17 protein-coding genes and 1 riboswitch are annotated in these 20,071 nt (G+C 53.1%); of the genes, 4 read left to right on the forward strand and 13 right to left on the reverse strand.

What is annotated here, in order from left to right; translation table 11 throughout:
- Window positions 1-141 precede the first annotated feature (141 nt).
- A complete protein-coding gene (locus tag EVJ29_RS10905; RefSeq protein WP_131465744.1) occupies window positions 142-2,184 on the forward strand; it encodes an EAL domain-containing protein in 2,043 nt (680 codons plus the stop codon).
- 42 nt (window positions 2,185-2,226) lie between these two features.
- Here the strand turns inward: EVJ29_RS10905 and EVJ29_RS10910 are convergent, their stop codons facing one another.
- Window positions 2,227-3,630: a basic amino acid/polyamine antiporter gene (locus EVJ29_RS10910; RefSeq protein WP_131505104.1), complete on the reverse strand. Its 1,404-nt coding sequence runs from the start codon at window positions 3,628-3,630 to the stop codon at window positions 2,227-2,229.
- A gap of 224 nt (window positions 3,631-3,854) precedes the next feature.
- Here EVJ29_RS10910 and EVJ29_RS10915 point away from each other — a divergent pair, with 224 nt between their 5' ends.
- A complete protein-coding gene (locus EVJ29_RS10915) occupies window positions 3,855-5,483 on the forward strand; it encodes a peptide ABC transporter substrate-binding protein (protein WP_131465746.1) in 1,629 nt (542 codons plus the stop codon).
- 110 nt (window positions 5,484-5,593) lie between these two features.
- Here EVJ29_RS10915 and EVJ29_RS10920 read toward each other — a convergent pair whose 3' ends face one another.
- The 3 genes from EVJ29_RS10920 to ade all read right to left on the reverse strand — a co-directional run bounded on the left by EVJ29_RS10920 (window position 5,594) and on the right by ade (window position 9,644).
- Window positions 5,594-7,186: a Na+/H+ antiporter NhaC family protein gene (locus tag EVJ29_RS10920; protein WP_131465748.1), complete on the reverse strand. Its 1,593-nt coding sequence runs from the start codon at window positions 7,184-7,186 to the stop codon at window positions 5,594-5,596.
- Window positions 7,187-7,299: 113 nt separating this feature from the next.
- Window positions 7,300-7,475, reverse strand: a riboswitch (Lysine riboswitch).
- A gap of 69 nt (window positions 7,476-7,544) precedes the next feature.
- Entirely contained in the window at window positions 7,545-7,817 is a 273-nt protein-coding gene (locus tag EVJ29_RS10925; RefSeq protein WP_070328841.1) for a hypothetical protein, read from the reverse strand.
- Between the two features lie 117 nt (window positions 7,818-7,934).
- Window positions 7,935-9,644: an adenine deaminase gene (ade, locus tag EVJ29_RS10930; RefSeq protein WP_131505105.1), complete on the reverse strand. Its 1,710-nt coding sequence runs from the start codon at window positions 9,642-9,644 to the stop codon at window positions 7,935-7,937.
- Between the two features lie 119 nt (window positions 9,645-9,763).
- Between ade and EVJ29_RS10935 the strand changes: the two genes are divergently transcribed.
- Window positions 9,764-10,300 (forward strand): gamma carbonic anhydrase family protein, encoded by a 537-nt coding sequence (locus EVJ29_RS10935; RefSeq protein ID WP_070328839.1) that lies wholly within the window; start codon window positions 9,764-9,766, stop codon window positions 10,298-10,300.
- Between the two features lie 428 nt (window positions 10,301-10,728).
- On the opposite strand, the gene EVJ29_RS10945 is transcribed toward EVJ29_RS10935, so the two are convergent.
- Window positions 10,729-11,277 (reverse strand): nitroreductase family protein, encoded by a 549-nt coding sequence (locus tag EVJ29_RS10945; RefSeq protein WP_131465752.1) that lies wholly within the window; start codon window positions 11,275-11,277, stop codon window positions 10,729-10,731.
- Between the two features lie 186 nt (window positions 11,278-11,463).
- Between EVJ29_RS10945 and EVJ29_RS10950 the strand changes: the two genes are divergently transcribed.
- Window positions 11,464-12,078, forward strand: coding sequence for a hypothetical protein (locus EVJ29_RS10950; protein WP_131505106.1), 615 nt, complete (start codon window positions 11,464-11,466; stop codon window positions 12,076-12,078).
- A 99-nt stretch (window positions 12,079-12,177) separates the two neighbouring features.
- On the opposite strand, the gene lysA is transcribed toward EVJ29_RS10950, so the two are convergent.
- From lysA to EVJ29_RS10990, 8 genes are read right to left on the reverse strand one after another with little or no spacing between them, the layout of a single operon-like run.
- On the reverse strand, window positions 12,178-13,470 hold the full coding sequence (gene lysA / locus EVJ29_RS10955; RefSeq protein WP_236633520.1) for a diaminopimelate decarboxylase: 1,293 nt from the start codon (window positions 13,468-13,470) through the stop codon (window positions 12,178-12,180).
- A complete protein-coding gene (gene alr, locus EVJ29_RS10960) occupies window positions 13,440-14,528 on the reverse strand; it encodes an alanine racemase (protein ID WP_131505107.1) in 1,089 nt (362 codons plus the stop codon). Before alr ends, lysA begins: the two co-directional genes overlap by 31 nt.
- A 13-nt stretch (window positions 14,529-14,541) precedes the next feature.
- Entirely contained in the window at window positions 14,542-15,468 is a 927-nt protein-coding gene (locus tag EVJ29_RS10965; RefSeq protein ID WP_071399081.1) for a branched-chain amino acid transaminase, read from the reverse strand.
- Window positions 15,469-15,514: 46 nt separating this feature from the next.
- Window positions 15,515-16,222: a 2,3,4,5-tetrahydropyridine-2,6-dicarboxylate N-acetyltransferase gene (gene dapD / locus EVJ29_RS10970; RefSeq protein ID WP_070328832.1), complete on the reverse strand. Its 708-nt coding sequence runs from the start codon at window positions 16,220-16,222 to the stop codon at window positions 15,515-15,517.
- On the reverse strand, window positions 16,200-16,949 hold the full coding sequence (gene dapB / locus EVJ29_RS10975; RefSeq protein WP_070328831.1) for a 4-hydroxy-tetrahydrodipicolinate reductase: 750 nt from the start codon (window positions 16,947-16,949) through the stop codon (window positions 16,200-16,202). The genes dapD and dapB overlap by 23 nt, the downstream gene beginning before the upstream one ends.
- Entirely contained in the window at window positions 16,946-17,827 is an 882-nt protein-coding gene (gene dapA, locus EVJ29_RS10980) for a 4-hydroxy-tetrahydrodipicolinate synthase (protein ID WP_070328830.1), read from the reverse strand. The genes dapB and dapA overlap by 4 nt, the downstream gene beginning before the upstream one ends.
- Window positions 17,828-17,839: 12 nt before the next feature.
- Window positions 17,840-18,835 (reverse strand): aspartate-semialdehyde dehydrogenase, encoded by a 996-nt coding sequence (locus tag EVJ29_RS10985; protein ID WP_131465758.1) that lies wholly within the window; start codon window positions 18,833-18,835, stop codon window positions 17,840-17,842.
- A gap of 12 nt (window positions 18,836-18,847) precedes the next feature.
- Window positions 18,848-20,047, reverse strand: a complete 1,200-nt coding sequence (locus EVJ29_RS10990; RefSeq protein ID WP_070328972.1) for an aspartate kinase — start codon at window positions 20,045-20,047, stop codon at window positions 18,848-18,850.
- Between the last annotated feature and the right edge of the window lie 24 nt (window positions 20,048-20,071).

A 20,071-nucleotide genomic window follows, 5' to 3' on the forward strand; every position in this document is an offset into this window, starting at 1 on the left:
GAAAAGAACTACCTTACACCTTCAGTATATGATGACCGTCTTTCTTTTGACAACGACGAACTTGCCCGTTCCTTGGGTTGGGAAAATAAGGTACACTGAACGTATAGTATGACTTATTTGATGTAGATTGGAGGAATTTGTGTGACTTCATTGCGTGATTTGCCGATTGATACGTTCATCGATGCCCTATCGATCCCATGCTGTTACATCGATTTTGACGGCACCGTCCTTCTTTGGAACGAACAAGCGGAGACGCTGTTCGGTTGGGAGCGTGACGAGGTACTTCACCACGCATTACCCGTCGTCCAACATTTAGAGCAGGCGCTTGAAACGTGGTCACCATTGCTCCTTCAATATCCATTCTCGACGACGGCGTTGACGGCGTTTAAACATAAAAACGGCTCGGTCGTCTATGCGACCGCTTACTTACAAACTTTTTCGATCAACGACGTCAACGGCTATTTTTTAGCCTTCCTACCGAAAGGCTTCGGTCCGCTCATCAGCACCGAGCAGTTCAACCTGCTCCACCACTTCCAAGCGATGATCGAGCATTCGACTTATTATTTGGCAGCCAACGCTCGTGGCGAGATCACCGAGATCAATCCGCTGTTGTGCGACTTGATCGGGGCACCTGACCAACAATTCATCGGTCGTAACTGGTTCGAGCTCATTCACCCATCCTTTGAAGATGATCCGATTGCGGGTGTGGTACGTCAAGCGCTCACGACCGATCAAATTTGGAACGGCGAGATGCCGGTTCGATCGCAACGACATGTGACGAACATCTGCTGGCTCAACTTGACGATTGTACCGATTTTAAGTGAAGACGGCGAAATCGCCCAGTACACGGCGTTTGGTTTCGACGTGTCTGATAAAAAACGTCTCGAACAAGAAGTGAACTACCTCGCCTATCACAACGATTTGACCGGGCTGTTAAATAAAAAAGGGCTCTTGCGCCAATATGCGCATTCACTTACTGACGTGAAAGAACATAACGGGTTATTGCACGTCGCCCTCTTCGATATCGATCGGTTCAAAATTATCAACGAGTCGTTCGGTTCACGCGTCGGCAATGAACTGTTGCTCCAAATTAAAGACCGGGCTGAACGCTTCCTGCCCCAGTCGAGTGTCATGTTCCATCCTTCGGGCGGCTTGTACGGTATTCTTTTCTTTGAACAATCAAAAGAAGAAGTGTTCCAGCTGCTTCGTCAACTGCAACACGAACTGCAACGACCGTTCCGGATTTACCACCATTCGATCATGTTATCGATCTCGATCGGTTGCGTGTTCTACCCATCGGCCACTAATTCGTTGGACGAGCTGTACACCCGGGCCGAGAGCGCTTTGTTCAAAGGCAAGCGCATCGGTGTCGGGACGATCCAATTCGTCACGAAAGACATGGACGATGCGTTCTCAAGACAAGTCCATATCGAAAAAGCGCTGTACCAAGCGCTCGAAGAAAAACATTTTTATCTCGAATACCAACCGAAGTTCGACTTGAAAACGGATAAGCTGATTGGATTTGAGGCGTTACTGCGCTGGCATCACGACCAACTCGGGCAAATCCCGCCTTCGGAGTTCATCCCGCTCGCTGAAGAGATGGCGCTGATCGTCCCGATCAACAACTGGGTCATTCTTGAGGCCACCAAGCAACTGAAGGCGTGGCAACCGCTCGTCAATCATCCTCTATCGATGGCGGTCAATATTTCGCCGAACCAGTTCCGCAGCGAGAGTTTCATCAACACGCTCCGAAACATCAAGCAACAACTCGATTTGAACCCGTCCGACGTCATTCTCGAGATCACAGAAAGTCTCGTCATGCAACAGACGGAAGAAACCATCGCTCGGATGAATCAAATCAAACGGCTCGATTACCGCCTGTCGATCGACGACTTTGGAACCGGCTTCTCGTCGCTTCAATACTTGAAATCGTTCCCGGTCGACGAGCTGAAGATCGACAAAGTGTTCCTCGACGACTGGTTGACGTCGAAGTCTCACTTGCTCGACGTCATCGTCCACCTCGGCAAGAGTTTGAACCTTCACGTCGTCGCCGAAGGCGTCGAAGACCAAATCATGCTCGACCATTTAAAAGAGACCGATTGCGACTCGTTCCAAGGATTTTTATATGCCAAACCAATGCCACCCGACCAAGTCGTCCGGTTGCTCACGAATAACGAGACATAAAGAAGCACCGGTCGTCATCTCGACGACCGGTGCTTCTTTTGATTAGAGGCTAATCGCAGCCGTCCATAGTCCGTACACACCATAAGTCGCCGCGAGGATGATGACAGTCGCAATCGCATACTGGATCCCGCTTAGGAACTTCCGTCCTTGCTCCCGTTCTGCGAGCATGAAAACGAAGATTCCCGGCGCATACAAAATCATTGCGATGAGCATGTATTCAATCCCGGATGCGTAGAGTAACCATGCCGCGTAGAGCGAGGCGACACTCGAAACGAGGACCATTTTCCGAACACCAGTCCGCCGTGCCTCTTTCCAGCCGAACAAGGCCGAGAATAAGTAAGGCACGAGCGCGGCGATACCGGCGATGCTCGAGAGCACCAAGTACGTCTGTTCCGAGAACAAGGCGATGACCGTGACTGCTTGCGTGAACGCTTGCGTGATGAACAAGGCGCTCACCGGCGTATCATTTCGATTGAGTCGATTGAACAATTTCGGGAACACACCGTCCCGGCTCGCCACGTAGGAGATCTCCGTCGCCAATATCGTCCACCCGAGCAACGCCCCAGCGAGCGACACGAGCAGACCGATATTGATGATCGTCGCACCGACCGGACCGACGACCGCTTCGAGCACGTACGCCATCGACGGTTCCGGGAGCGCCGTGAGTTGTTCTTGCGTCATGACGCCGAAGGATAAGATTGAAATCATCATGTAAATCAACAGCGTCCCGATGAGGCCGATCACCGTCGCCCGCCCGACATCGCGCTTATTGCGCGCCCGCGACGATAAGACGACCGCGCCTTCAATGCCGACAAACGCCCAAAGCGTCACGAGCATCGTCGATTTCACTTGGGGAAACACGTGCGACCAACTGAAACCAGACTCGCCCCAAACATCGATTTGGAACGTCTCAATCTGGAACGCAAACAAAATGAGCACGATGAACAAGAAGATCGGGACGAGCTTCGCAATCGTCGTGACGATGTTCAAGAGCGCCGCCTCCTTCATCCCTCGGGAGATGAGCCAGAACAGCCCCCAAATGAAGAACGCGCTCATCACTAACCGGAACGATCGATGCTCTGCTGAAAAAATCGGGAAAAAGTAACTGAGCGTGCTAAAGATCAGCGTGATGTTCGCTACCGTCCCGATCCAAGCGGACATCCAATAACCCCAGCCGCTATTGAAGCCGACGAACTTCCCAAACCCTTCTTTAGCGTAGGCATAAATCCCACCCTCAAGTTCAGGACGTGAATCCGCCAAAAATTGGAATACGAACGCCAGCATAATCATACCGACCCCTGTGATCGTCCAACCGATCATCACTGACCCGACCCCGGCACCTTGGGCCATCGCTCCTGGCAAATTAAAAGCTCCTCCGCCAATCATCGTCCCGACGACCATGGCAGCAAGCCCGAAAAAGCCGATTCCGGCTGATTGTGACTTCATTCAAAACCCTCCAACATTAGTTCACATTTATCGAATAACTATACACACATAATGTATAAACATTCGACGATTTTCTCATTCTACTGAATAAAGGAACGTTTAGATAGGTATTTCAGTAATGTTTGTATTTTCGAATAATTTAAAAAATTTTATTGCGCATTCATTCTGTTTGTAGTTTAATTGCAATATATTCGAAACAATCAGAATTTTCGGGAGGTAAGACAATGCGGAATAAAAAATGGTTAGCTTTATCGGGTGTCGCTTTGCTTGCTACAGCAGCGTGTGGCGGTGGAGAAGAGGCAACAGATTCGACGGACGGATCGTCATCAAGTGACGCGAAAAAAGAAGTCACGCTCGTTTCGGCAACTGATTTGCCACAGCTTGACCCGACACTCACGACCGACTCGACATCGATCATCGTGACGAACAACGTCTTCGAGGGACTGTATCGTCTTGATGAAAACAACCAACCAGTACCAGGTATTGCTGAGGACGTCGAGATTTCGGAAGACGGTCTTACATACACATTTAAATTACGTGACGCCAACTGGTCAGACGGCTCACCAGTAACGGCTGAAGACTTCGTTTACTCGTGGAAACGTGCCCTCAACCCTGAAACGGGTGCCGAGTACGCATACATCCTTCAAGACTTGAAGAATGCCAACAAAATCCTCGGCGGCGAAGCTGAACTCGATTCACTCGGTGCGAAAGCAGTCGATGAGAAGACGCTTGAAGTTCAATTGGAAGCACCGGCTCCATACTTCCTCGGGTTGACAGGATTCCCGACGTACATGCCGCAAAAACAAGAGTTCGTCGAAGAACAAGGCGAGTCGTTCGCGACAGCCGTCGATAAAACGCTCTACAACGGCCCTTACGTACTTGATAGCTGGCAAGACAACGAAGGTTGGGTTTATAAAAAGAATCCAGACTACTGGGATGCTGAAAACGTCAAGATGGACACGATTAACGTCAAAGTCGTCAAAGAAGTCGCGACCGGTGTCAACTTGTTCGAGTCAGGTGAAGTCGACTATACGCTCTTGTCTTCTGAATTCGTTCCACAATTCCAAGAAGCAGAAGAGTTTAAAACACGTGCTGACGCACGGATCAACTTCCTTCGTTTCAACCAAAAGAATGAAGCACTCCAAAACGTGAATATTCGTGAAGCGTTGGCGAAAGGTTTCGACAAGCAAGGCGTAACCGACGTCATCTTGACAGACGGTTCACAGCCGGCCAACTTCATCGTCGCTAAAGACTTCACGTTCACGGAAGACGGAGCTGACTTCCGCGAGAAGTATCCTGATCTTCAAAGCTACAACGTCGACGAAGCGAAAGCTGCCTGGGATAAAGGACTTGCCGAGCTCGGCGTCGAGACGATCGAACTCGAATTCCTCTCACGTGATGAAGAAGCGTTCAAGAAAGTCAACGAGTACATCAAAGGTGAACTCGAGAAGAACTTGCCTGGACTCACGCTTAACATCAAACAACAGCCGTTCAAAAACTTCCTCGAGCTTGAAGGTGCAGGCGACTATGATATCTCTGCTGCCGGCTGGGGCCCTGACTATCAGGATCCAATGACGTACCTCGACATGTGGATCACAGACGGTCCGTTCAACCGGATGGCGTACTCGAACGATGAGTACGATCAGTTAATCCAAAGCGCGAAGAAAGAAGCTGATCAAATGAAGCGTTGGGAGACGATGCAAGAAGCTGAACGCATCTTGCTCGAAGACGACTTCGCGATCGCACCGATCTACCAAAAAGGTGAAGCTTACCTCGAGCGCTCAAACATTCAAAACATGTACCGCCATCCGTTCGGAGCTGACGCTAGCTTCAAGTGGTTGGACGTTAACTAAAAAACAAATCCTGTCGCATAGCGGCAGGATTTGTTTTTACATTCCATACAAAAAAGATGTGTGTCACGCGATTCGTGACACACATCTTTTCGGATTGTTAGACGAGCTGTTTACGCTTCACGCTCAGCACGCATCTCTGCCGGCACTTGGCCGCGCTTCGAGATGATTTGAGCAATCACGAGAGCGACGACGAACGTCGCGAACGCCGCGAAGAATCCAATCCACATCGAGCTTGTGATTCCGAGCACCAAGTAACCGACCGCCGACACTCCTGCCGCGATTAACGCGTACGGGAGTTGTGTCAACACGTGGTCGATGTGGTGCGACCCGGCACCCGTCGAACTGAGGATCGTCGTATCCGAGATCGGTGAACAGTGGTCACCGAACACGGCACCTGCGAGCACAGCGGCAAGTGTCGGGAGCAACAGCTCTGGGTCGACCGCCATGATCAAATCAGCACCAATTGGTAGCATGAGACCGAACGTCCCCCAGCTCGTACCTGTTGAGAACGCCATGAGACCGGCGATCGCGAACAAGATGAGCGGCAAGTATGACGCCGCGATCGTATCTGTGACGAAGCTTGCCAAGTAATCACCAGTTCTCATATCCCCGATGACGGCAATGATCGTCCAAGCGAACAGCAAGATGAGTACGGCTGGCCACATGGCCCGGATACCGGCCCACGCTGCATGACCGTAGTCTACAGCTGGAATGTTGCGACCGATGAGAAGCAAGAACGCCACGATCAAACTGATGACCGCGCCGGCAACGAGTGAACGCGTCACGTCCGTCGATTCGAACGCTCCGAGCAGCGAGAAGCTTTGACCGTCAGCAGCAAGCGCTTGGCCACCTGTGTAAAGCATGGCCGAGACGGTCGCGATGATCAAGACGATGATCGGGACGATCAAGTCGCGGACTTTCCCACCATCATGCTCTTTAATGTCTTCACTCATTCCCATCGGTGCACCTTTCGACACATCGTAGAGCTCGCCTTTAAGCGCACGTAGCTCGTGCGTCCGCATCGGTCCGATGGCAAGCCCTGTGAAAGCGACGTACCCCGTCAACATGAGTGCGAAGATGGCATAGAAGTTCATCGGGATGATTTGAATGAACGCCGAGAACGACGAGTAGCTGTCGATTGAGTACTTCGTTAAAATACCAGCGATGATGGCGATGATGTAGGCACCCCAGCTCGAAAGTGGGCTGATGACACAGACTGGAGCCGCCGTCGAGTCGATCGTATACGCGAGTTTAGCGCGCGATACTTTCTTGCGATCCGTCAGCGGTCGGCTAATGTTCCCGACAGCGAGACTGTTGAAATAGTCGTCGATGAAAATCAAGATTCCAAGACCGAACGAGACGAGGCGCGCGCCGCGCGCCGTTTTGACGTTAGAAGCCGCCCATTCACCGAACGCGCGAGCGCCGCCCGATGTTTGGATGATCGACGATAAAATACCAAGCAAGAGCAAGAACGCGATCAAGAGCACGTTCCATTCGTTTATGGCACCATCTGCCCAGAACAAGGCGATGACGTTCGACCATAAGTACTGAATCGATTCAAGCGGATTGAAGCTATGAAGGAGCAAGACCCCTGCGATGATCCCGACACCGAGTGACGGAATGACTTTCCTAGTTGTGATCGCCATAATGATGGCGAGTAGTGCCGGTACTAACGAAAGTACCGATGTTGAATAATCTACCATGCTGATTTCCTCCTCTTCTGTTTGAGATGAGGCCCCCCAATGCTTAAAAAAACGCAAAGCGAGGGCATCGGCAACAAAGCCGACACCCTCGCTGGATGTTCCGTCTTTCTTAGCCGACTTGGAGCGCTCCATACGTAATATATGTATGGCAGTCTGACGGGTGTTTCCCGTCAGCCCAGCATAAAGTCAGAGACATGACTTTACACTTCGGCGATTCTGCCTTTCTGTAGTCTTCACCGTTGTCATCCTCGGACTACTTACTCATCAGCATCGCACCTCTACCTCATCGATAGCACGAATATTCATTTAAAGTTACGTCTAAATTATCATAGGTTACAGTAACATATCAATAGTTTTTTTAGTCACGGACGATTTGTTTTAATACAGCGAGCGCGGCTTGGTCGTTTGACTCAACGGCTTTAAAGAAATCACTAAAGAAATGATAAAGCACGAACCGTTCGGCATGCGATGACGTATGATCTTTGATCGTCAATAAAATCAAACGGCGCAACCGTCGCTTCGTCTGCGTCTCGCTAGGCAATTCTTCACATCGGTCCTTGAAGGCACGATACACAGAATTGATCAAATCCTCATGTTCATCATACGACCGGTTGTAAGCAACTTGTTCCATCTGTTATATCCCCCCTTTCAATTTGTACCGATGAAACTTGTTGTAACTATATCAACTTAAGCGCACGCATTCAATCGTTTCGGGTTGGTCTTTACGAAAATCATACGTTAGACCGAGTCAATTTTCGATAAATGAGAACGTCGTCACATCAAACAGTCCCATGTCCGTCAACTTCAAGTCGGGAATGACGGGAAGTGCCAGGAACGACATCGTCAAATACGGGTTGAAGTGACGGTGAGCCCCGACGACGTCAAGTGCGTCGTTCAGCTGTTCGAGCACGTCTGCGACTTCATGATACGGACGCCTCGTCATGAGCCCCCCAATCTCGAGCGGCAAGACGGCAAGCACTTCCCCTTCCGAGACGGCGACGACACCGCCACCGACCTTCTCGAGCGTCTCTGCAGCCAGTAACATGTCTTCCGGGCTGACACCGGCGATGACAAGGTTATGGCTGTCGTGGGCGACAGTCGCTGCGAGCGCACCACGTTTGAGTCCAAAGCCCGTCACCGGTGCGAGCGCCATATGGCCCGTCCCGTGATGCCGCTCGATGACGGCGAGCGTCACGATGTCCTCGTTAAGATCAGCGCCCGATTCATCCGGATTGAACACGTGGCGGACGTGCTTCGTCAACAGGCTGTTCGGCAACACTTGAATGACATCGACCGCTTCTTCCTTGATCGGCAAGCGGAACGAGTCAGTTGTCAGGTCCGGGAGTTTGAGCTCACCTTTCATCGGCTTCGGCACTTCAATCCCTTCGGCCTCGAACGTGGCTTTCCCCGCTCGAGCGACTACTTCACCATCGACGTAGACGGTTTCGATGTTAACCGATTCGACGTCTGACAAGATAACAAAGTTCGCTTTCTTGCCCGGCGCGATCGCACCGACGTCTTTCAAGCCGTATGCTTCGGCCGCATGAAGGCTGGCGATGGCGTATGCTGTCTCCGGCTTGACGCCCTGACGGATTGCCATGCGGATGTTATAGTCGATACCACCTTCTGCCACGAGATCATCGAGGTGCTTGTCGTCCGTACAGAACAAGAAGCGGTGGGCGTTACTTTCGGTGATGGCCCGACTCACTTTTTCGACGTTTCGCGCGACCGAACCTTCGCGAATCTGGACGTAAAAGCCACGACGGACCCGCTCGATCGCCTCTTCTGCCGTCGTACATTCGTGGTCGGTCATGATGCCGGCTGTCCGGTACACGTTCAACTGATCAGGATTGAGGCCTGACGCGTGACCATCGACGACTTTTCCCGCGAGTTCCGTTTGTGCGATTTTTTGGAGCATGTCCTCGCTTCCGGCTTCGACCGATGGATAATCCATCACTTCCCCGAGACCGTGCACCCCTGGGTCTCCTAAAAATGGCGCAAGGTCTTCGGCGTACAGTTTGGCGCCCGCGTGTTCGAACGGCGTCGCCGGGACGCAGCTCGGGAGCATCATCCGGACGTCGAGCGGCAACCCGTTCGCATCGGCAAGCATATACTCGATCCCGAGCGCACCGTTGACGTTCGCGATCTCATGTGGGTCGGCGATGACCGTCGTCACACCGAGCGGCAGGACTGCTTTCGCAAACTCATGCGGAGGTACCATCGACGACTCGATGTGAACGTGTGAGTCGATGAATGACGGAGCGAGCGTCCAAGACGGGTCATGATATTCCGTCTCCCCTTCGTAACCTTCCCCGATGGCGACGATATAGCCCGAGTCGATGGCGACATCGGTGCGAATCGTCTCGCGGCTATAGACGTCGATGACCGCTACGTCCTTAAAGACGACCGCCGCTTTCTTTTTCTTGGCGGCAATGTCGATCAAATATTGTTTTTCCATCTGTCTGTCTCCTTTTGCAACGTATTTTACCTATCTTATCAAGAATAATCTTTCGGGTGCAATTTCTTTTTGTAGTTGTGCGACAATGAAAGCATATCTAATTGAAAGGGGTTACACATATGCAATACAAATTAGGAGACCTGATCCCACAAGTCGACGAGACGGTATTCGTCGCGCCTGGCGCCCACGTCATCGGTGACGTCACGATCGGAGCCCATTCCGGCGTCTGGTTCAACACCGTCATCCGTGGAGACGAGGGTCCGATCCAGATCGGCGCTTACGTCAATATTCAAGACGGGTCGATGATCCATCAATACGAAGGATCACCGACAATCATCCATGACCGTGTCTCGATCGGTCACATGGCGATGATTCACGGGTGTGAGATCGAGGAAGGCTGTCTCATCGGGATGCATGCGACCGTGCTTGACGGTGCGAAAGTCGGGAAAGGCTCGTTCGTTGCCGCCGGCGCCCTCGTCACACCGAATATGCAAATTCCGGAAGGTGTCATGGTCATGGGCGTACCAGCCAAAGTCGTCCGTCCGCTCAATGACGAAGACCGCTTCATCATGGAACGGACCGTCAACAAGTATGCGAAGCGGGCCGAGCAGTATTTGAACACGTGTGAACCGTTAACACCGACACAAAGTTTGTGAAAGCGTTTACAAGATTCATAAATTGTTAACGATTACCCCGATTTTTCTTCATGTTTCCCTTGTATACTGAGGATGTAGTCAAGCCGACGTGTTGAAAGGGGCCAATTGTATGTATCCAAACCATGCACAACTCATGTTAGACCTGTACGCCTCGTCCATTAACCCGAGCTATTGCCTTCACATCGATGATTCGTTCGATGATACGCTAAAAGGTACACATCGAGAGGTTTGGGAACGGATGCAATCGGATAATGACATAGAAGAAGAAACTCAAACTGGGGGAAAATAATTACCATGATTCCGACGAATGTCATTCAAAACTGGCTTGCTGGCAAGCTCAAAAAATAAACTGAGACGTTTTTAAACGTCTCAGCCTGTTTATACATCCAGCTCGAGTGCGGCCACGCCGTGCTCGAGCTTTTTCATGTTCACTCGAAGATCGTCAAACACGCATCAAGCGACTGCCGCGCCTTCGTCGGCGGAACGTCTTCAAATCGTCCGAGTTGGAGCAGACCGACGAACGTCTCCCCGTCCGCCCCGATCATCTCCTGCAGGCGAGCGTCTTCGAAGATACCGCCCGTCCGCCAGACGAGCCCGATGTTTTGCTCGGCACAGAGCAAATGGAAGTTCTGGATGAACGTCGCCGTCGCGAGCAGTGCATCCTTTTGCCCTTTCTCCGTCTCAAACGGCTTCGTCGTCACGTACACACACGCCGCCGCGTTGCGGATTCGTCCGGTAATCTTCTCTCGCTTGGCCTCAGGACCGTTTTGAAACGCCGGTTCGAGCGCGTCTAACAACACGCCTTTCCCGTCTCCATTGAACAAATAAAGATTCCACGGCTCGACTTTGTTATGAAACGGCGCTTGGTGGGCCGATGTCAGCAACTGATACAGCAATGCCGTATCAAGCGGTTCCTCTACAAACATCCGAATCGTCCGCCGCGACTCGATCAACTGTTGTCCGACTGTCTTCTCCATTAGAAATCACTTCCCCTGATGTAGTCTTTTTCATCATAAGTGAAAACGGTTCTCACGTGTAGCAATTTGACCGAAAAGCATGGGAACTTGGTAGCTCATCGTCCCGTATATAGAAATGACTAGACTGTTCTTTTGATTGAAACTTGCACTCCGTTTGAAGACGATACAGATAAGGAGAGGATCACCGTGCCCCCACGTTTCAAATCGTTTCTATTATGTACGCTCTCGTTCGTCATCTTTACAACAGCATGTCAATCCGCGACATCGTCACCTTTGACGATTGACATGAAGAGCGAAGAAGAACAACGCCAAATCGTAGACAACTTCGCGTTCGAAGATTATAAAGCACTGTTTGACGACGTCATCATCGAAGCAAACCAGTTCGACGTTGAGGAACCGTTACGAAAGTGGGTAATTCGGACATTGTCCCAAGAGAAACTGTATTATGAAACCGACTTGACGGATGAACAAGTCATCACGCTCTCAACGGAAGCGATGAAGCATGACATCGCATGGAAAATGGTCGCAAAAGAGCAGTACAACATTCACGTAACGGAAGAAGAAATTGACCGTTACATTCAACAAGGACCGGACCGGAGTGATTTACCGAGTCATCTCGCCTACGCGAGCGCCCTCGGCTTGTCGCTGCAACAACTAAATCATCAGTTCGATCGAGACCTTTATGAAAAGAATACGATTTGGCTAAAGTTGAAACTTGAGTTGGAAAAGAAGTACCAGACAGACGACAACAACGAGCTCGTTGATTGTTATGAAGCGGAAGTCAACGCACAACTAGATTAACCTGATAGATCGACTCGGTAAGGTCGCATCGGTCGTTCATACGAAAAGGGGTTCAGTCGTGTTTATGACTGAACCCCTTTTCTTTATCTACCTACAAAATTATGTCGATTGTCCAATCACTTCACACGCGACCAAGTCTTCGAGTGTCTGTCTGCGGACGACGAGACGATGTGTCCCGTCTTTCACGAACACGACGGCCGGGCGGAGCATTTGGTTATAGTTGCTCGCCATCGAGAAGTTATAGGCGCCTGTCGCTTTGACGAGGAGAAGATCCCCGGCTTCGACCGGCGGGATGAGCGAACGGTTCGAGATGATGTCTCCCGACTCGCAGCATGCCCCGACGATCTTCGCTTCAAGCGTCTTCGCTTCATCCATCCGCGTCGCCGCAATGACGTCATATTCGGCATCATAGAGGGCAGGGCGGATGTTGTCTGTCATGCCGCCGTCGACCGAGACGTATGTGCGGACACCGCTCACGTCTTTGACAGTCCCGACTTCATACAGCGTCGCACCGGCGTTGGCGACGAGCCAACGTCCCGGCTCGATGCCAATTTTCGGGAGCGGTAGACCGAATCGCTCCACTTCTGAAACGAGCGTATCCATCACTTGCGTCATCGTAGCGGCAAAGTCGAGCGGGTCGTCCGTCTCGAGATAGGCGACGCCGAAGCCACCGCCGATGTTCAACACATCAGCCGTAAAGCCGGTCTCCCGACGAATCGTCTCGATGAAGTTGACCATCGTCTTGACCGTATTGATGAACAGCGTCGGTTCTTGAATCTGTGACCCGACGTGACAATGGATCCCTTTCAGATGAAGACGTTCCGTTGCGAGTGTTTCCCGAACCGCTTCGAGATACGTGTCGTCATGCGTCGGGAAACCGAACTTCGTATCGACCCCACCCGTCTGGATCGCCTCGTGGGCGCCTCCGACGACTTGCGGGACGATGCGGAGCAAGACGTCGACATCGACATCATGCTTTACAGCGAGACCCGAGAGCAGACCGATCTCACGCATGTTGTCGATCGTGAAATGGGTGATGCCGTTCTCGAGCGCGAACGAGATGTCTTGCACCGTCTTATTTGACCCGTGAACGTGAATCCGGTCAGCCGGGACACCGGCATGGAGCGCGACGAACATCTCACCGCGTGAGACGACGTCGATGCTCAAGCCCGCCGTCATGACTTTCTCATACACGGCCGCGATCGACATCGCCTTTGACGCATAGAGCGCGTACGTGTTCGGATACTTATCTAAAAATGCGCTCCGGACGAGCCCGAGCCGAGCTTCAAGTTCTGGCTCGCTCATGATATAGAGCGGTGTCCCGTACGTCGCTTGAAGTTCTTGGACGGATACGCCCTCGATCATACAAACGGATTGGTTGCTGGTGTACATAAAATGCCTCCTTCAAAGCGATGCGGGACACGCCATGAGCGTGCGCATAGTTGTTCCGAGTTGTTGGCGTGCCCGGTCCGGGTCACGTCATCGATCTTCGTCTCATTACCGTACAGCTCGACCCGGTCGCCGATTTGAACCGTCTCGTCGACGCGGAGGAAGCTGTGGCTCATGAAAATATTGCTGACGAACAGGAACGCCCGTCCATTAATGTGGACCGGCAAATGCCGGCGAGCCCGCATCAAGCCATCACCATATCCGACTGACAATACGGCGATCCGCTCTTTCGACGGTGCCGTGTAGCCCGTCCCGTAGCCGACGTGTGCGCCGGCCTCGATGTCGTGCACGGCAACGACTTCCGTCTCCCAATGAAACGCCGGGACGAGCCAATCGACCGCCTCGACCGATGAGTAGCCGTAGAGAAAGATTCCGACCCGGACGTGCGTGCAGTGCCCGAGACGCGGATCGGCTTGAAGCGTCGCCGCGCTGTTGGCGGCATGGACGACTTCAAACGAATGCCGTTCGATCAGACGCGTCGACCAGTCGGCAAACCGTTCGACATGGACGCTGTGCTCGATTTCGGCGTTATCGGCGTCGGCGAGCGGAAAGTGTGTGCATAAACCGACGAGATTGAGCTTTTCATCTTGGCAGAACGCTAAGATGGCGAGCGCTTCTTCGAACGTCTTCGCACCGAACCGGTTCATGCCGACGTCGAGCTTCAAATGAAGACGGACGCCGTCGAGCTCATGGCGTTGTGAGACGAGCCAATCGTACGAACCGATTGCTACATCGAGGCGATGGGCATGGACCGCTGCCCAATCATAGACCGGGTTCATGACCAAGACACGCGCCTCTTCCGCATGACTCCGCACTTCTGTCGCTTCCTCGAGCGTCGTCACCATGAAGTGACGCACCCCCTCTGCGTACAGTGTCGTCACAACTGGCTCCATCCCTAAGTTATAGGCGTTGTTTTTCACGACGGCAAACACCGGTCGGCCGAGTGCCTCGATCCGACGTTTGTTCTCGCGAATCGCGTTTAAGTCAATTGTGACTCCCATACACATTGCTCCCTTATTCTTTGACTGCTTCTTTGACGAACGTGATCCAATCGCGATGTGCCGGGATCAGTCCCGTCACGGTCTCGCGGTAACGGGCGAGCATAGTCGTTGCGACCGTCTGGACCCCGCCGCCGATCGAGATATTGTCGACTTCGATGACACTCGTCACTTCAGCTGCTGTACCCGTCAAGAAGATCTCATCTGCTACATACAATTCGTCACGTCCGATATGGCGCTCGATGACCTCGAACCCTTCTTCACGGGCAAGATCGATGACCGTTTGACGCGTGATGCCGTCGAGGACAGAACAGTCGAGTGACGGTGTGAAAATTTTATTGCCTTTGACGAGGAAGATGTTGGCGACGCTCGCCTCGCTGACGTTTCCGTTCATGTCGAGGGCAATCGCTTCGTCATACCCGTCTCGGACCGCTTCTCCTTTAAGGAGTTGCGAATTCATATAGTTGGCTGCCGCTTTCGCTTGCATCGGCATCATCGTCGACGAGACGCGGCGATATGACGCGACTTTCGCCCGGATACCGACCGTCTTGCTGAAATATTCGCCGAGCGGCCAGCATGAGATGGCAACGTGTACTTTCGTTTCCTGCGTCGGCATGAGTGCCTGCCAAGGTGTGCCGAGGAAAACGAATGGACGGATGTAACACGCTTCAAAGCCGTTGCGTTCGATCAATTCGATCGTCGCTTGTTCGAGCTCGTCGACCGTGTACGGTAGTTCGACGTGATAGTAAGCACACGAACGAACGAGTCGCTCCAAGTGTTCACGGAGTCGGAAGATGGCTGGACCTTCCTCTGTGTGATACGCCCGAATTCCTTCGAAGAACCCGCTACCGTAGTGGATCGCGTGCGTCATGATACTCGTGTTCGCGTCACTCGGCTCGATCCAAGCCCCGTCTTTCCACATCCATTGTCCATATTGTTCCATTGTTCAACTCTCCCATTCACTTTTGATATTTTCTGTCTATTATACGTTACAGGGAGCGTAAGTCATCCACTAGTTGTGTTTTTTCTGCTGTTTTTTCATCTTTTTGCTTGATGACACGGGCTGGCGTGCCGGCGACGACACTTCCTGCCGGGACGTCGACTGTGACGACACTGCCTGCTGCGACGACCGCATTCTCGCCGACACGGACACCTTCTAAGATGACCGCGTTTGCACCGATCATGACCCCGTCTTCGATGATGACCGGATCTTTTGAAGGCGGCTCGAGGACACCTGCGACGACTGCGCCAGCGCCAAGGTGGACGTTTTTACCGAGTGTGCCGCGGGCGCCGATGACGGCGTTCATGTCGACCATCGACCCGTCACCGATGACGGCGCCGATATTGATGACCGCCCCCATCATGACGACGACGTTGTTGCCGATTTGAACGTGGTCACGGATGAACGAACCTGGTTCGATGCGGGCGTTCAACTTCGTCGTGTCAAGCATCGGCACGGCGCTGTTGCGGCGGTCGAACTCGAGGTGCGAGTCGGTGATGACTGACGCGTTCGCTTCAAGGAAAGCGGCCGCACGTTCAGCCGTCGTGAGGAATAGTTTCGACTCGTCCGTTCCGAATGCTTTTGCTTCTTCGATTGTTAGACCTGCCAACTGACCGTTGACGTACAATTTGACTGGCGTTTCTTTCTTGGCATCTTTAATGTATTGTGCGATTTCATAAGCGTTTGTGAGTAACATGAGTGGCCTCCTCGTATAGGTTCGTTAAATTGTATAATCCGGCTGGGCGGTCGAGAATTGTCGCCGCCGCGGCGAGTGCCCCGTTCGCGAAGACGCGTTTCGACAGGGCCGTATGTTTTAATTCAAGCATTTCATCGTCTCCGGCGAAGAGCACCGTATGCTCACCGAAGATCGTACCGCCGCGGACCGAGTGCATGCCAAGTTCGTCGGCACCTCTCGCCTCACGGCGTGACGCACGTTCGTACACCGGCGTCACGTCCCGCTTAGCCTCGATGGCACGGGCGAGCAGTTCAGCCGTCCCGCTCGGCGCGTCGACTTTTTTACGGTGATGCGCTTCGATCACTTCGATATCATAACCAAGCGTGAGCGGCACGAGCTGGTCAAGCAACTGCTTCAACAGTGCAATCCCGTAAGACGTGTTATACGACTGGAAGATCGGGATCTGTTTCGATGCGTCCTCGATCTTTGCCAGTTCCGCTTCCGAGAAGCCCGTCGTCGCGATGACGAGCGGGATTTGCTTGTCTTTCCCGAACGCGAGCACGTCATCAAGCAGCGCCGGGTTCGAGAAGTCGATGACGACGTCGATCGCGGCGTCAACTTCTTTCAGTGAAACGGGATGATCGCCGCCCGCCGGTGAGACGATGGCCGCGACGTTCAAGTTTTGAGCGAGCGCGACTTCTTCAACGATCTGCCCCATCGCGCCGTATCCGTGAATTAACAAGTTCACTGTCTCACCTCATTAAACTGCTCCATCGCCGACAACAGACGTGCCTCGGCCGTCGCGCTCATCGGAACGAGCGGGAGGCGCGGCGAGCCAAATTCGAAGCCGCGTGCGTTCAACGCCGCCTTGACCGGGATCGGGTTCACTTCGGCGAACAGTTCATCGATGACCGGAAGCAAGCGGATCTGCCATGTGCGGGCCGTCTCTAAATCTCCGGCGAGAAGCGCTTCGGCGAGCGCGACCGTCGCTCCCGGATACACGTTCGAGAGCACCGAGACGACACCTTGGGCGCCCCATGCCATGTACGGCAGGATTTGGTCGTCGTTTCCACAGTAGACCGGGAAACCTTCCGGCAAGTGGGCCATCATTTGCGCCATCACCGAGATGTCCCCGCTCGCTTCTTTCAACGCAGCGATCTGTGGGTGTTCGGCGAGTTCACCGACCGTTGCCGGATCGAGCGCGACGCCTGTCCGTGACGGGACGTTGTAGAGCATGAGTGGAATCGGTGACGCGTCGGCGATCGCCGTGAAGTGGGCGATCAGCCCCGCTTGGGTCGACTTATTATAGTAAGGCGTGACGACCATCGCCATCTCGGCACCAAGTTCTGCCGCCCGTTTCGTCTTCGTGATACTTAACGCCGTATTGTTCGACCCTGTCCCGGCGATGATGACGGCACGACCGGCGGCGACTTCGATCGCCTTCGTGAGGAGCGTCTCGAACTCTTCGTCCGTGATCGTCATCCCTTCGCCTGTCGTCCCCCCGATGACAAGACCGCTGACGCCTTCTTTGATTTGATCTTCAATCAATGCTTCCCACGCTGTGAGATTTAACTGACCGTCCGTTTGGAACGGTGTAGCGAGTGCTGTAGCGACTCCTGTGAACATATGATTTCCCCCTTATTTCGTAGCGACTTGCCCGATCATGCACTGGGCGATTTGAACGGCGTTCGCCGCCGCCCCTTTGCGAACGTTATCGGCGACACACCAGAGATGGAACGTGTTCGGTTGCGACTCGTCGCGGCGGACGCGACCGACGTACACTTCGTCCGTCCCGTTCGCATCGAGCGGCGTCGGGTAGACGAGCTCGCTCGGGTTGTCCATGAGGACGACGCCTGGCGCGTCACTGAGGACCGCCTTCACTTCCGCGAGCGTCGCTTCACGATCGAGCGTGACCGTGATCGAGACGGCGTGGCTGTTACGGACCGGGACGCGGACACACGTCGCCGTCACACCTAATTCTGGTGCGTTCAAAATTTTGCGTGTCTCGTCGATCATCTTCTGTTCTTCTTTCGTGTAGCCGTTCTCGAGGAAGACATCGATATGCGGCAGCACGTTATCGTAGATCGGATACGGGTAGTTTTGCGGCTCTTCACCGCGGGCGCCCCGTTCGAGGTCTTCGATGCCTTTTTGTCCCGAACCGGAGACGGCTTGGTAAGACGTATAGGCGACGCGTGTCAATCCGTACACTTCTGCGAGCGGTGCGAGGGCGACGACCGATTGGATCGTCGAGCAGTTCGGATTGGCGATGAGCATCTTGTCCGGGCCCAGTTCGACTCGGTTCACTTCTGGTACGACGAGCGGGATTCCTGCTTGCATCCGGAACGCGCTCGAGTTATCGATGACGATGACCCCTTGTTCACTCAGGCGCGGTGCATACTGTTCACTGATGCTACCACCGGCCGAGAACAAGGCGATGTCGATCGCGTCTGCGTAAATCGCGTCCGACAGTTCACGGATGACGATGTCGCGACCGTTCACTTCGACTGTTTTCCCAGCCGAGCGGGCTGACGCATATAGTAATAGTTCGTTGATTGGAAACTCATATTCTGTGAGCACGTCGATCATTTTTTGACCGACGGCGCCTGTCGCACCGATGACGGCAACGTTGTACATGGTAACTCCCCCTTATAAATGGAAACGCTCCGCGATGGCCGCGACCGCCGCTTCGACGTCTTGATCGTTAATCGTGTAAGAGATGCTGATCTCTGAAGTTGTGACTTGATAGAACGGGATCCCGCTCTCACGGAACGTGGCGAACAATCCGGCTGCGACACCGGTCGCGTCGCGCATGCCGATCCCGACGACCGAGATTTTCGCATGTTCGGTATGACGGTCGATTTTAATTTGCGGGAACGCCTCCGTCAGTTCGGCGAGCGCTTCTTCGAGGAACGCCTCCTCGTCAAGTGGACAAGTGAACGACAGGAACACTTCACCGTCGAACGCTGTCTGACTGATCATGTCGATATTGACGTGACGCTGTGACAACTTCTCGAAAATATCGGCAACCCCTGCCACTGAATGCGGAATATGTTTGATCGAGACGCTGAGCACGTTTTTCACGACGCTCACGCTCGTCACCGCTTTTTGTTCCATCGCCTGTGTCATATCCATGATCCATGTTCCTCCTTCGCTCGATAGCGTCTTCCCTACAAAGATGTTCACATCATATTTTTTGGCCAGCTCGACGCTGCGCATTTCCATCACTTTCGAGCCGAGTGCGCTCATTTCCATCATCTCGTCATAGGAGACCGTATCTAGGCGCCGTGCCGTCTTATGGATACGCGGGTCGGCCGTATAGACACCGGCGACGTCCGTATAAATCTCACAACGTTTACTGAGGACGGCGGCAAGTGCGACGGCTGTCGTATCCGAACCACCGCGTCCGAGCGTCGTTACATCCCCGAACTCGTTGACGCCTTGGAAGCCGGCGACGATGACGACGTCATTCGTTCTGAGCCTTTCTTCCAACACTTCTTTCCGGATCGCTTTGATCTTACTTTTCGTGTGAATGCCCATCGTGTCGATCCCGGCCTGTTGCCCCGTGAGCGAGATGGCGGCGACGCCTCGTGAGTTCAAGGCGATGCTGAGTAGACTGATCGTCTGTTCTTCTCCGACGGCGAGCAAGCGGTCGAGCTCACGAATCATCGGACGCTCTGTAATTTGTTTTGCGAGTGACAGGAGTGAATCGGTCGTTTTCCCCATCGCGGAGACGACGACGACGAGTTTCTCGCCAGCGACGACTCGTGTCTGTAAATATTCAGAAATTGCCTGAATCTGTTCGATTGTGGCAACAGAACTTCCTCCAAATTTTAGTACGGTTGTCATCAGGTTCCCCACTTTCATGATGTC

The sequence above is a fragment of the Exiguobacterium sp. SH4S7 genome, assembly GCF_004336795.1.
Taxonomy (GTDB): domain Bacteria; phylum Bacillota; class Bacilli; order Exiguobacteriales; family Exiguobacteriaceae; genus Exiguobacterium; species Exiguobacterium aurantiacum_A.